The sequence below is a fragment of the Algoriphagus sp. oki45 genome, from assembly GCF_036245605.1.
In the GTDB taxonomy this organism is placed as follows: domain Bacteria; phylum Bacteroidota; class Bacteroidia; order Cytophagales; family Cyclobacteriaceae; genus Algoriphagus.
Genome location: NZ_BTPC01000002.1, coordinates 597,653 through 611,790, shown reverse-complemented (window position 1 = coordinate 611,790; position 14,138 = coordinate 597,653). Strand labels below are relative to the sequence as shown.

General features: G+C 38.8%; 15 protein-coding genes. All 15 read left to right on the top strand.

The window, feature by feature from the left end:
* The 15 genes from AAA942_RS12105 to AAA942_RS12035 all read left to right on the top strand — a co-directional run bounded on the left by AAA942_RS12105 (position 1) and on the right by AAA942_RS12035 (position 13,926).
* Complete coding sequence (locus AAA942_RS12105) at positions 1–294, top strand: hypothetical protein (protein WP_338220532.1); 294 nt, start codon at positions 1–3, stop codon at positions 292–294.
* An 84-nt stretch (positions 295–378) separates the two neighbouring features.
* A complete protein-coding gene (locus AAA942_RS12100) occupies positions 379–555 on the top strand; it encodes a hypothetical protein (protein ID WP_338220531.1) in 177 nt (58 codons plus the stop codon).
* Between the two features lie 28 nt (positions 556–583).
* Positions 584–1,135, top strand: coding sequence for a DUF488 domain-containing protein (locus tag AAA942_RS12095; protein ID WP_338220530.1), 552 nt, complete (start codon positions 584–586; stop codon positions 1,133–1,135).
* Between the two features lies 1 nt (position 1,136).
* The gene (locus AAA942_RS12090; RefSeq protein WP_338220529.1) at positions 1,137–1,613 is read left to right on the top strand and encodes a DUF488 domain-containing protein; all 477 of its coding nucleotides are present in this window, start codon (positions 1,137–1,139) and stop codon (positions 1,611–1,613) included.
* On the top strand, positions 1,613–2,284 hold the full coding sequence (locus AAA942_RS12085) for a dual OB domain-containing protein (RefSeq protein WP_338220528.1): 672 nt from the start codon (positions 1,613–1,615) through the stop codon (positions 2,282–2,284). The genes AAA942_RS12090 and AAA942_RS12085 overlap by 1 nt, the downstream gene beginning before the upstream one ends.
* Before the next feature lie 186 nt (positions 2,285–2,470).
* Positions 2,471–3,184 (top strand): SDR family NAD(P)-dependent oxidoreductase, encoded by a 714-nt coding sequence (locus AAA942_RS12080; protein WP_338220527.1) that lies wholly within the window; start codon positions 2,471–2,473, stop codon positions 3,182–3,184.
* Positions 3,184–3,783, top strand: coding sequence for a YdeI/OmpD-associated family protein (locus tag AAA942_RS12075; protein ID WP_338220526.1), 600 nt, complete (start codon positions 3,184–3,186; stop codon positions 3,781–3,783). The genes AAA942_RS12080 and AAA942_RS12075 overlap by 1 nt, the downstream gene beginning before the upstream one ends.
* Positions 3,784–3,946: 163 nt before the next feature.
* Entirely contained in the window at positions 3,947–4,516 is a 570-nt protein-coding gene (locus tag AAA942_RS12070) for a hypothetical protein (protein ID WP_338220525.1), read from the top strand.
* A 2-nt stretch (positions 4,517–4,518) separates the two neighbouring features.
* Complete coding sequence (locus AAA942_RS12065; RefSeq protein WP_338220524.1) at positions 4,519–5,331, top strand: hypothetical protein; 813 nt, start codon at positions 4,519–4,521, stop codon at positions 5,329–5,331.
* 154 nt (positions 5,332–5,485) lie between these two features.
* Positions 5,486–6,307, top strand: a complete 822-nt coding sequence (locus tag AAA942_RS12060; protein WP_338220523.1) for an SMI1/KNR4 family protein — start codon at positions 5,486–5,488, stop codon at positions 6,305–6,307.
* A gap of 312 nt (positions 6,308–6,619) precedes the next feature.
* On the top strand, positions 6,620–8,167 hold the full coding sequence (locus tag AAA942_RS12055) for a class I SAM-dependent DNA methyltransferase (RefSeq protein WP_338220522.1): 1,548 nt from the start codon (positions 6,620–6,622) through the stop codon (positions 8,165–8,167).
* Entirely contained in the window at positions 8,160–9,275 is a 1,116-nt protein-coding gene (locus AAA942_RS12050) for a restriction endonuclease subunit S (protein ID WP_338220521.1), read from the top strand. Before AAA942_RS12055 ends, AAA942_RS12050 begins: the two co-directional genes overlap by 8 nt.
* Entirely contained in the window at positions 9,268–9,912 is a 645-nt protein-coding gene (locus tag AAA942_RS12045; RefSeq protein ID WP_338220519.1) for an abortive infection family protein, read from the top strand. The genes AAA942_RS12050 and AAA942_RS12045 overlap by 8 nt, the downstream gene beginning before the upstream one ends.
* Positions 9,909–13,136, top strand: coding sequence for a type I restriction endonuclease subunit R (locus AAA942_RS12040; protein WP_338220518.1), 3,228 nt, complete (start codon positions 9,909–9,911; stop codon positions 13,134–13,136). Before AAA942_RS12045 ends, AAA942_RS12040 begins: the two co-directional genes overlap by 4 nt.
* Before the next feature lie 334 nt (positions 13,137–13,470).
* On the top strand, positions 13,471–13,926 hold the full coding sequence (locus tag AAA942_RS12035; protein WP_338220517.1) for a hypothetical protein: 456 nt from the start codon (positions 13,471–13,473) through the stop codon (positions 13,924–13,926).
* Positions 13,927–14,138 lie beyond the last annotated feature (212 nt).

Sequence of the window (14,138 nt, the reverse complement as noted above, 5' to 3'; positions counted from 1 at the left end):
ATGAAGAGTATTCTAACATTGAAAAATATACTATTAACCATAATCATAATAATTGTTGATTTGGGAGTTTATATTTTCTTAGGATTTATGCTCATGAATTATGAAGATTTTTATGAGGAAAGTGAAGGTCCATATTGGAGTTTAGAAAGTATGACATTAACTGAGAAAGTAACCTACATTTGCTTTAATGGTTGGATAATTCTAAATCTACTTGCGATTGGATTTATTCTCTATCGAATTTCTAAATACTTGATAAATAAAAGAAAAAAGAAAACTGGCTATAACAATGCATAAAACGTTCATAGCCAGCAAAAGCTGGCTACGCCGTTTATGCGAGACCGTTAGGGTGCATTTTAAGAACCAACAAACAACAAGAATATGGAAACAACATTAGAAAAAACAGAAGTAAGCAACGAACATCTCATTGCTGACGTTATTGAAATTAAGGATAGCGAAATCCTTGAAGTAACGAACTATTGGACTTGTGACGCTTGTGGAGGAGATTCTGAAACAGGATGTATGATGTCCGACCCTGACGATTGTGTCAGGTATTAATAAACTTCAAAGTGCTTAAATTAGCAATATGAAAGGAACAACAGTATATTCAATAGGACACGGGAACAAAAAAATTGAGGACTTTATTCAAGAACTTAATGCTTTTGAAATCCAATTTCTTCTAGATATTCGGTCAAAACCATTTTCAAAGTGGAATCCCCAATTCAATCAAAACGAATTGAAGTTTAAACTTGAAGAAAAGGGAATCAAGTATGTTTTTGTTGGTGACACTTTAGGAGGACTTCCTGAAGATAGAAGTTGTTATGACTATAATGGAAAAGTTGTTTATGACCTTATTAAAGAAAAGGACTTTTTTAAAGAAGGGCTTGAAAGGTTGACAACCGCTAATGAAAAGCAAATCAAGATTGCTATTATGTGTAGTGAATCAAAACCAGAGGAGTGCCATCGAAGCAAACTCATTGGACAAGAGCTTTTGAAAAAGAAAATCTCTTTAAAACACATTATTTCCGACAAAATGATTAAATCCCAAGAAATGGTTATGGCTGAATTAACCAAAGGAAAAGGAACAGTCGACTTATTTGGAAACGAAATTGACTTCACTTCACGCAAATCATACTAAAATGGAATTTTTTACAATAGGAGTTTATAACTCAACCGAACAAGAATACTTTAAAAAGCTGATAGACAACAATATTGACACCTTTTGCGACATTAGGCAACGAAGAGGCGTCAGAGGTTCGCAATATGCTTTTGTTAATAGTAATAGGCTTCAACAGAAATTGAATGATCTTGACATTAAATACGGTCACGTAATGGAACTTGCACCAACAAGTGAAATAAGAGACCTTCAAAAAGAAGCGGACAATCAAAAAGGAGAATTAAAGCGAGACCGTAACAAACTAGGTCAGGTTTTTACAATAGCATACAAAGACAGAATTTTAAGCAAATTTGATTTTGATTCTTTTATAGACAAGTTAGATGAAGTAGGTGCAAATAGAGTAGTTTTATTTTGTGTAGAGGAAAAGCCAGAAGCTTGTCATAGGTCAATAGTGACCGACAAATTGGAAAAACTCGGATACAAAACAACTCACTTATAATGGAAATCTTAATCACTTCAAAAACACATAAAGGCAAAGCCGCCTGCGTAGGAGGACTAGTTTTAGCAAATAATAGACTTGTCAGGTTGCTTAATCCAGGGAATTGGGACCAATATGCAGACACAGATTTTGATATTGGTGATGTGTGGGATATTCAGTTCTATGATAGACAAGATGTAGAACCGCCTCATATTGAAGATATAATCATCCAATCTAAGCAGTATTTGAGACAAATAGATATAAACAATCACCTTTTAAATTGTGGTGTTACAATATTTAGAGGCTCACCAAATCAGATTTTTAACGGAAGATTAGGGTGGACAGGAAATGGTAGTGGATATCTTGGTAATAGGGAAAATCTACCTACTAATAGTGTTGGTTTTTGGATTTCAGATAGGGACTTGACTTTAGACGAGGATGGCAAGCATTATAATTATCATCCAGTAAATGCATTTACATCTACAAAGCGTTTTCCTTATGTAGGATTTGCTCCAAAAGTAAATATCATTCCACAAGGTACATTAATGCGGGTTTCCTTAGCAAGGTGGTGGAAACCTGAAGATTCAGATTTATCCGAAAGATGCTATTTACAACTTTCAGGCTGGTATGGACTTCAAAACAATGATAATCAAGAAAATAACTTTTTAGACGAAGATGATTTGCCGTTCTGAAAAGAGAAAAACGCACCCTAACAGCGTGTATGTGGCAATAGCGGGTGTAGCGGTAAATCAAAGGTCTGTGCTTCTAAGAAACCTTGTGCTAAATGGACAGGAAAGTGCTTCTAATCCGCTACTGCACATACACGCAAACCGTTATGCCTCACCTTAAAAAACAATTAAAACAAAAAAAATTGAAATATGGACAAAATCGTAATAATTACAGGAGTGAGCCGAGAATCAGGACTTGGCTTTGAAACAGCAAGGCAACTGAAAGACCTTGGATATAAAGTTATTATAACAGCCCGCGACTTGGACAAGGTTTCAGAACTTGCTGAAAAAATCGGTGTCTTTGCCCGTCAATTAGATATTACGAATGACCAATCTATAGACGGACTTGTAAAAGACATTGATAAGGAATTTGGCAGAATAGATGTTTTGATTAACAATGCAGGTTCATTCTTTGACCAAGGTGCTGAACCCCTTTCTTCAGATATAGAATTTATTAAAGCTGCAATTGACACAAACCTTTTGGGTGCTTGGAGAATGATAAAAGCATTCCACAACCTGCTTGAACAAAGTGACCAACCAAGAATTGTAAATGTTTCAAGTGGGGCGGGTTCATTTGACGACCCCGTTTTTGGACTTGCCAATCATTTTAGCAAAGTACCAGTATATGGCATTACAAAGCTTGCATTAAACGGCTTGACAGTTAAACTTGCAACGCAATTTAAAGAACATAAAATCAAAATTAATTCAGTTGACCCAGGCTTCACCGCCACTTATCCAGGAACCGAAGAATGGGGAGCAAGACCAGTAGAAGAAGGTGCAATAGGAATTGTTTGGGCAGCTACTTTGCCTAATGACGGACCATCAGGTGGATTTTTCAAGGATGGAAAGCCAATAAATTGGTAATGGAAATTTATAATGATGTACAAACTTTTCACGCCAAATCAAGAAAGGAATGGCGGAAGTGGTTGGAGAAGAATCACTCAACAGAAAAGTCTGTTTGGCTAATTATTTACAAAAAGGAAAGTGAGATACCAAGTGTTTATTATTCCGAAGCGGTTGACGAAGCTTTATGCTTTGGGTGGATAGATAGCAAACCCAACAAACGAAACGAAGACAGCTACTATCAGTTTTTCGCTAAAAGAAATCCAAAAAGCAATTGGAGCAAAGTAAATAAGGCGAAGATTGCGAAACTCATTGAAAAAGGTTTAATGCAGTCGGTAGGACTTGAAATGATAGAAATTGCCAAAGAAAACGGAACTTGGACTGCATTAGATGAAGTTGAGAATCTTATAATTCCTGACGACTTGCAAGAATTGTTTTCAGACAATAAAACAGCGTTTGAGAATTGGGAAAGATTTCCACCCTCTTCAAAAAGGGGAATTTTAGAATGGATTTTAAATGCAAAAAAGCCAGAAACACGACAAAAGCGAATTGAAGAAACAGTATCACTTGCTGAAAAAGATATAAGGGCAAATCATTACAGACAACCAAAAAAGAAATAAAAAAAGGCGAAGGCATAACAATGTATATAAAAAATAGGCGATATAGTGCTGAATTCAAGAGTTTTGGCTCGTATCAAAGTTTTTGTTTAACCGAAAGTTTCGTGCTTCGAAATCGCCTACTTTTCATATACTAACCGTTACCACCAATTGTAAAAAGACAACGATGAACAGAACAAACAAAGACATACGAGACCAATTTGACTTTTTTAGAGAACTTATCACGGTTGATAAAATTATCTTAACAAAGACAATTCATTTAGAACCAAAGAAAAGTAACGCTAAGTGGTTGACAGGACAAAGCTCAGTCCAACACGAAACAATAAATGAAGAAATTTCATTTGCTGTTGAGAGAAGTAAAAGAGATTCAAAATACGGCATTAAACTTCGTTGTCCTTCACTAACAGGTGAACCATTTTTTCGTTTCGACTCTGATGGCCCTGCTCATAGAAATGACTTTCCCGAAATTCCACTAGAAGAACAATCAGTAACGACACCACATTTTAACTCTTACAAAGAAGATGGGAAACCCATTGCATATAAGAATGATACTTTGAAAAATGAAAAAGAAGCTCAAATAATTGCTGAAGATGTGAACTTTGGAGTTTCACTATTCTGTATGGAAAGTAATACAAAGCTTTCAACAGGTGACTTTCCTAGTGTTATTGACAAAGCACCAGAAATTGAGTTTACTGCCGTTCAAAATATTAACTTTGATAACATTTCTTTTGAATAGCAATGAACAACCAAGAAATTATAGACAAAATAAAATCAGCATTTTGCAATCTGACCAATTTCAAGGTTAGAAATAATGCTCTTGAAGTTATTACCGCATATTCAACAATCAACAGCAAATTCGTTTCAGTTTTTATAACTTTTACAAATAACAAAATTGTTGTCACAGACAGCGGCTGGGTTGACCAAAATTATTACGAAACTCCTTTGTACGATGAATCTGAATTCATAATTAACAGAGTTACAAATTCTTTCCAATCTTCATTTAATGTAAAGTCAACTGTAGACAAAGAAGGCGTAAACTTTTACTACAAGACTTGTGATACAATAGAACAAATACCAAGTGCTGTTTTTGACCTTGCGAATTTTATTGTAGGTGTTGTAAACGCTTTCTGTATTCAGTATAAGGACGAAAAAGAAGAGAAAGAAAGAGAAACTTTTAGAAGAGATGCAAACGACTATTTGAAAGCGAACTACACGGACAAAGTAAAATTACGTTCTGCACTTGACGACTTCCAAAGTATAAAGTTCAATGCAATAATCAACAAAAGTTCAAAGCTTTACCTGTTGACTTATGTTACTGGCTCGACACAGACATACTTTGAAAATGACTTGAGAAAGTCAATTGTTAATTTTGAAATAGCTACCAAGTCAAAATATACCGACTTAATCAAAGAACGATTGACAATAGTTAATGACAAATCGGACGGCTATCTCCCAGACAAATCAGCCTTTATCTTTGAATTACTAAGAGAAAAGACAACTAGAGAACCTGTAAAATGGACAGAAAAAGAACGACTACTTGAACTAATATGAGAAGAACAACTGGTGGTAACACGGGTTTTGCGTCAGGCGGGGTGACGTGCAAACTTGGAGCTTTGTGCTTCTATTCAAGTTTAGTGCTGGTTGACAGTTTTGTGCTCCGAAACCCGCCCGAACGCAAAGCCCGAAAACGTTACCTGCAAGCATAATGAAACAGACCGTATCAATAATATTGACAATTTTAGCCTTGACAATTTTGATTGGTTGCAAAAACAAGACCAACGAAAAAACAGAAAATATGACACCAACAGAAAAACTGAAATCTATCCTGATTGAAAAATATGTTTCTGAAGACGGAGACGAATATAAAGTTGAACTTAAAGAAGGTTTGACTGACCAACAAATAGACGAATTAGCAAAAAGACTTCCGACAGGACAAGTTCCGACCGAAATCAGAGGGCTACTAAAATTTGCAAGTGGCTTCGAATTTTTCGGACTTGAAGAAGTAACATTTGACGGAGTTGGACAGTTTGGCTTTGAAGAATTTTTTCCACATTCAGTTCAACTTGCGGGAGACGGTTTTGGAAATTTTTGGATTTTAGACGTTGACAAAAATGGAAATTGGGGAAGCGTATTTTATGTATGCCACGACCCAGCAGTAATTGTAAAACATTCGGACAACTTAACGCAATTTATTGAACACGTTAACGACTTTGGTAAAAACGGAAATAAATCAAACCTTGACATAATTCACGAAAAAGTGGTTATGGACATTTGGATTAAAGACGATGGATTTATTGAACTTGAAACCGCAAGACAATCAAGTGACACGACTTTAAAAAACTTTGCGTTATCACTTCCTGACAATTTTGTAGTTGCTGACTTGAGAAATAAACAAAATCAAAGTGGATTTGCTTGGGGAAAATTTGGGCCGAACATCGACAAAGCAAAACGACACGAAACCGAGTTAATTTGGGGTATTGAAAAGCAAGTAAAGAAAGGACTTTTATCAAGACTATTTGGACGATAAATGACAGACGAATAAACAAAGAATGCCAGCAGGTAACACGGGTTTTGCGTCAGGCGGGGTGACGTGCAAACTTGGAGCATTGTGCTTCTATTCAAGTTTAGTGCTTATTGACAGTTTTGTGCTCCGAAACCCGCCCGAACGCAAAGCCCGAAAACGTTGTGCGGCATACAAAGAAAGCCCACGCGCAAACAGGCACATTTGGTTTTTGCCGACACGCAATGCCAACGCTGAAAAACCAAAAGAGCCTGTTTTGTTGCCAACGCTCGGACAGAAAAGATGAAATATGAAACAGATAAAAAGAACTTAAAATAAATGGCAAAAAAGAACGGAAACGGAACAGAAGAACCGTTGGAAAAACAACTCTGGAAATCGGCTGACAAGCTGAGAAAAAACATTGACGCAGCGGAATACAAACACGTTGTACTCGGACTGATATTCCTGAAATACATCTCGGATGCCTTTGAGGAACTCTACGACAAACTAAAAACAGGTGAAGGCGAATACGCAGGGGCCGACCCAGAGGACAAAGACGAATACAAAGCCGAGAACGTGTTCTTTGTTCCTGAGAAAGCCCGTTGGTCTTATCTGCTTTCACAAGCCAAACAACCTACCATTGGAAAGTCTGTGGATGAAGCCATGGATTTCATTGAAAAGGAAAACGTTTCGCTGAAAGGCGTTTTGCCAAAAGTTTATGCCCGACAAAACCTTGACCCGACCAGTTTAGGTGAACTCATAGACATGATTGGAAACATTGCCTTGGGTGATGCCAAAGCCCGAAGTGCAGATATTTTGGGTCATGTGTTTGAATATTTCTTGGGTGAGTTTGCCCTGGCTGAAGGTAAAAAGGGCGGACAGTTCTACACGCCAAGAAGCGTTGTTGAACTCTTGGTTGAAATGCTCGAACCGTACAAAGGACGAGTATTTGACCCTTGCTGTGGTTCAGGTGGAATGTTCGTGCAGTCTGAGGAATTTGTAACCGAACACCAAGGAAAAATCAATGATATTTCCATTTACGGACAGGAAAGCAACCAAACAACCTGGCGACTGGCTAAAATGAATTTGGCCATTAGAGGCATTGACAGCTCACAGGTAAAATGGAACAACGAAGGCTCGTTTTTGAATGATGCCCACAAAGACCTGAAAGCCGATTACATCATTGCGAATCCACCCTTTAACGTGAGCGACTGGAGCGGTGATTTACTGCGGACCGATGGCCGCTGGAAATACGGCACACCACCCTCAGGAAATGCCAACTACGCTTGGATTCAGCATTTCATGTACCACCTGGCACCAAGCGGACAAGCAGGTTTTGTATTGGCAAAAGGGGCTTTAACTTCTAAAAGTGGTGGTGAAGGCGATATCAGAAAGGAACTAGTAGAAGCCGACTTGATTGACTGTATTGTAAACCTTCCAGCTAAGTTGTTCTTGAATACCCAAATTCCTGCTTCGCTGTGGTTTATGAGCCGTAACCGTAGCAATGGTAAATTCCGAAACCGCACAGACGAAATTCTCTTTATTGATGCCCGCAACTTAGGGCATTTGATTAACCGCAGAACCAAAGTGCTTTCTGAAGAAGACATCCAAACCATTGCGGACACCTACCACAATTGGCGAAATACCGATGGCAACTACGAAGACATAAAAGGCTTTTGTGCTTCTGCTTCCAAAGAACGAATAGCTGAACTGGACTATGTACTCACCCCAGGCCGCTATGTAGGCTTGGCAGAGGAAGAAGATGACTTTGACTTTAACGAACGCTTTACCAGCCTAAAGGCCGAGTTTGAAGCCCAACTCAAAGAAGAAACTGAACTCAACGAACGCATTGCCGCTAACCTAAAAAAAGTGAAAATTGATGAGTGAGTGGAAAGAAGTTGAGCTTTCCGAACTTATTAATTTCGGAAATGGAAAGAAAAAACCTGAGTCTGAAGGTGACATTCCAATCTATGGTGGAAATGGAATTTTGGGGTTTTCTGCGGATTCAAACTATGAAAATGAGACGATAATTATAGGACGTGTTGGTGCTTATTGTGGGTCAGTTTATTATGAAAACAAACCTATTTGGGTATCGGATAATGCCTTAGCGGCAAAGGCAAAAAATGGTTATTCAACGAAATTTCTCTATTACTTTTTGAAGAATGCAAACTTGAATCAACATGCAGGCGGTTCAAGTCACCCATTGGTAACCCAAACTTTACTCAATTCTCTCGAATATGAAGTCTGCATTGATGAAGTGGAACAAAACTCAATTGCTGAAGTACTTTCCAGCTTAGACGACAAAATAGACCTGCTTCACCGCCAAAACCAAACCTTGGAGCAAATGGCGGAGACGCTATTTCGGCAGTGGTTTGTGGAGGAAGCAGATGCGAGTTGGGAAGTAAAGAAGCTCAAAGAATTAGTGGATATTGGGATAGGTCGCACGCCACCAAGAAAGGAATTTCACTGGTTTTCAAAATCAATAAGTGATGTGAAATGGGTTTCTATCAAAGACTTAGGCGATAGTGGAGTTTTCGTCTTAGATACTTCTGAATATTTAACTGAAGAAGCCGTAGAAAAATTTAATATCCCAATTATTCCACCTAATACAGTGATTTTAAGTTTCAAAATGACATTGGGACGGGTAGCCATTACAACTGAGCATATGCTTTCAAATGAGGCGATTGCACATTTCAAATTCAATGATGAGACACCTTTTACTAAAGAATTTCTTTATTTCTATCTAAAAACATATCCCTACGAAACTTTGGGAAGTACTTCGTCAATCGTTACTTCCATCAACTCTGGAATGATAAAGGACATGGAAGCGATAATTCCAGATGATGAAACACTTACCAAATTTGAAAATCAAGTGATTGATTATTTCGATAAAATCAAATCAAACCAGAAGCAAATAAACAATCTAAGTGATTTAAGAGATACACTTCTGCCAAAACTCATGAGTGGCGAAATAAGAATTGACACAGATGAATAAACTCAAAACTGTCATAGAAGAATATCGCAATTGGACTGGTTTATCGACTTACATAGACCGCATAGAAACCCATATTGAAATTGATTTCAGTCACTCACTTGAAAATGCCAAAGCTCTATTGGAAAGTGTTGGAAAAGAAATCTGTGATAAAAATGGCGTTGAATTAGGTGTAAAACCTTCTGTGAATAGTGTTTTAAAGAAATGCTTTTCTTCAATGGGTTACGCGAATGGAACATTGGTCAATCAAGTTTCATCAGCTTTGGCGACCATTGCACAACAAGTTGGTGAATTAAGAAACGACATAGGTTTAACTTCCCACGGTAAATCTTTAGAAGAAATCAAACAGCGGAACAGCAAAGTTGATGTACTTACAAGAGAGTTTTTGATTGATACGGTTGAAACTGTTTGCGTTTTCATTATTAGAAACTACGAAAGCAAAAAAGAAAAGAAAGCGGCTGAACAACTTGAAGATACTTTGGACTATTGGGAAGCTGACGACTTCAACGATTTTTGGGATGATTCTTTTGGCGAATTCAAAATGGGCGATTACTCATATCCTGCAAGTGAAATTCTGTTCAACGTTGATAAACAAGCCTATGTAAACGAATACAAAGCATACACCGAAACTGAAGAATGACAAGAATAACTGAACATAGCATAGAAGATTTTGCCATCAAATTATTGGAGCATTTGGGCTATGAATACATCTATGCACCAAGTATTGCCCATGATGGCGAAAATCCCGAGCGGAGTTCATACGAAGAAATACTGCTCACCCATCGCATGGCAGAGGCCGTGCGAAGAATTAACCCGACTGTGCCAGCTGCTGCACAGGAAGAAGCCATCAAAGAAATTCAGCGGATCCATTCGCCAGAGTTATTGACCAACAATGAAAGCTTTCATCGCTTATTGACGGAAGGTATCAAAGTCAGCTATCAAAAAGACGGACAGCAAAGAGGTGATTTGGTCTGGTTAATCGACTTCAACATACCCGAAAACAACGACTTCATTGTTGCCAACCAGTTTACGGTAGTAGAAGATGGCGTAAACAAACGCCCTGATGTCATTCTGTTTATCAATGGTATTCCTTTGGTAGTGATTGAACTTAAAAATGCAGCGGATGAAAACGCCACCATCAAATCTGCTTTTCGTCAAATAGAAACATACAAAGCGGTCATTCCAAGTCTGTTTACTTACAATGCCTTTACGATTATTTCAGACGGATTGGAGGCCAGAGCAGGAACGCTTTCATCGGGCATGAGCCGTTTTATGGCGTGGAAATCGGCAGACGGCAAAGAAGAAGCTTCGCACTTGGTGAGCCAAATGGAAACGCTCATTAATGGCATGCTCAACAAAGAAACCTTGCTGGATTTGGTTCGGCATTTCATCGTATTCGAAAAATCGAAAAAGGAAGATACCAAAACAGGTGTAACCACCATTTCAACCGTCAAAAAATTAGCGGCTTATCATCAATACTATGCCGTAAACCGAGCGGTGGAATCTGCCATGAGAGCGACAGGTTACACGGTAGAAAAAGAGACACCAACCAGTATGGTGATGGAATCACCTGAAAGCTATGGCGTGGCTGGTGTAAAATCACAACCCAAAGGCGACCGAAAAGGTGGTGTGGTTTGGCATACCCAAGGAAGCGGTAAATCTCTTTCCATGGTGTTCTTCACAGGTAAAATCGTATTGGCTTTGGACAATCCAACTGTAGTGGTCATCACCGACAGAAACGATCTGGACGATCAACTCTTTGACACCTTTGCTTCTTCTACACAACTATTGCGGCAAGAACCAAAACAGATTGAAAACCGAAACGACTTAAAGGAAAAACTAAAAGTAGCTTCTGGCGGTGTGATTTTTACCACCATTCAAAAATTCTCGCCCGAAGAAGGCAATGTGTATGAAACGCTTTCGGAACGGGAAAATATTGTCGTAATCGCTGATGAAGCTCACCGAACGCAATACGGTTTCAAAGCCAAAACGGTAGATGATAAAGACGAACATGGCAATGTGATTGGGAAGAAAACCGTGTATGGCTTTGCCAAGTACATGCGCGATGCTTTGCCCAATGCCACCTACATTGGTTTTACAGGGACGCCAATTGAAAGTACCGATGTAAACACACCTGCCGTTTTCGGAAACTACATTGACGTGTATGACATTGCTCAAGCTGTGGAAGATGGAGCCACAGTTCGCATTTATTACGAAAGCCGTTTGGCAAAAGTGAACCTTAGCGAAGAAGGCAAAAAGCTGGTAGAAGAACTGGATGATGAGTTAGACGGAGAAGAACTCACCGAAACCCAAAAAGCCAAAGCCAAATGGACACAGTTGGAAGCCTTAATCGGCAGTGAAAACCGCATAAAGAATGTAGCTAACGACATCATTCAGCATTTTGGTCAACGCCAAGAAGTTTTTGAAGGCAAAGGAATGATTGTGGCCATGTCCAGAAGGATCGCGGCTGATTTGTATGATGAAATCGTCAAAATTAAACCCGAATGGCATTCAGATGATTTGGACAAGGGCGTGATTAAAGTGGTAATGACTTCATCATCTTCCGATGGACCGAAAATCGCTAAACACCATACTACCAAACAACAAAGAAGAACACTTGCTGACCGAATGAAAGACCCAGACGATGAACTCAAACTGGTGATTGTTCGGGATATGTGGCTTACTGGTTTTGATGCACCAAGCATGCACACGCTTTACATCGACAAACCGATGAAAGGCCATAACCTGATGCAAGCCATTGCAAGGGTAAACAGAGTTTACAAAGACAAGCCAGGTGGTTTGGTAGTCGATTACTTGGGTATTGCGTCTGATTTGAAGAAGGCACTTTCGTTTTACTCAGATGCAGGTGGGAAAGGTGACCCAACCATTGCCCAAGCCCAAGCCGTTGAATTGATGCTGGAAAAACTAGAAGTGGTTTCGCAGATGTATAGCGGATTCCCGTATGAAGACTACTTCCAAGCAGAAACAGGACAAAAACTTTCTATGATTTTGGCAGCCGAAGAACACATTCTCGGACTGGAAGATGGGAAGAAACGATATATCAATGAAGTAACTGCTTTATCCAAAGCCTTTGCGATTGCCGTTCCGCATGAGCAAGCTATGGATGTGAAAGATGAAGTGTCGTTCTTCCAAGCGGTAAAAGCACGCTTAGCCAAGTTTGATGGTACAGGTTCAGGCAGAACCGATGAAGAAATTGAGACAACTATTCGTCAGGTTATTGACCAAGCATTGGTTTCTGAACAAGTGATTGACGTTTTTGATGCAGCAGGAATCAAGAAACCTGACATTTCCATTCTATCCGAAGACTTTCTGATGGAACTCAAAGGAATGGAACACAAGAACGTTGCTCTGGAAGTTTTGAAAAAGCTGCTTAATGATGAGATAAAAGCTCGTTCCAAAAAGAACTTGGTAAAGAGTAAGTCGCTCAAAGAAATGTTGGAGAATTCTATCAAGAAATACCATAACAAAATTTTGACGGCTGCCGAAGTGATGGACGAACTCATAAAGCTGAGTAAGGAAATTGTAAACATGGACAGTGAAGCCAAAAAGCTTGGACTATCTGACTTTGAATATGCTTTCTACACCGCAGTTGCGAACAACGATTCCGCCAAACAGCTAATGCAACAAGACAAGTTGAGAGAGCTTGCGGTGATTTTGACCGAACGAGTAAAGCAAAACGCATCTATCGACTGGACCATTAAGGAAAGTGTAAGAGCTAAACTGAAAGTAATCATCAAGCGGACATTGAGACAATACGGCTATCCACCAGACATGCAAAAACTGGCGACAGAAACGGTATTGAAACAGGCGGAGATGATTGCGAAGGAATTAACAACTGACTAAGAAATGCCAACGCTCAACAGCCACACACATTGCCAAGCCGCTCAAAGCAGCCGCACAAGCCAAAGCTTGTCAAAGAGTGTGTCTGAGCCAACGCTCGGACGAAAAAAGAAAAAGTACGACCGCACAACAATGGCTATACGTAATGCGTGGGAAAGTGCTGATATTATAGTAATTAAACTAAACAAACTTTTCGGTGGGCGGACAGTAAGGTGCCTTGAAATCCCGCACTACGCATAGCCGAGACCGTTATAGGGCATTTTAAAAGACAATTATGTACAGATTAATTTCATTCACATTTTTTATTTTGTTCATCTTATCAAGTTGCAGACAAGATTTGGACATAAAAGACTATGTTGATCATTGGGAAATCACTAAGACCTATTTGACTTATAATAATTCGTCCTTTCTTATTGACACAGTCAATAATGAATTTAAAGTTATAGATGGACACAATCAAATTCTAATTGTTACAATTGAACGAAATCCAATTTTCAAAGAAGGTAAAGAACTTACCGACCTTTATAGTACTGAATCACTTTTAATAGAACTTGATTCCTCTGACAACCTTGTAACGGTTCAGAAACCATCCAACTCTAAATTGTTCCGAAAACTCGTAGCATTTTCTCCAGACTATGGAATAAATCCACTGCACAGTGAAGAACAATTAACTTTGACAAGAAAAGATGGTTCAATTTGGACGATTAATTCACAAATAGATGACTTTATATTTAAAGCTGAGTTCAACTTTTTAACAAACCAAACACTGACTGACAAAATTGAAGACTATTGAAATGATAAGAAAAACGCCCTATAACAACTAGGTTTTCGTGCGGCTTGCAAAGCCAAGCATGAAACCGCTGTTGCACGGAACCGGTGAGGTTCTTATGGGGATTGAATCGGAATTTTGGTTTGATTTGTAAGTCCTGATAGCTGAAAAAGTCTCCTCAGAATTGTTGATCACACTCAAAAAGCTATCTAATTATAGAGTTTTCAGCCCTTCCA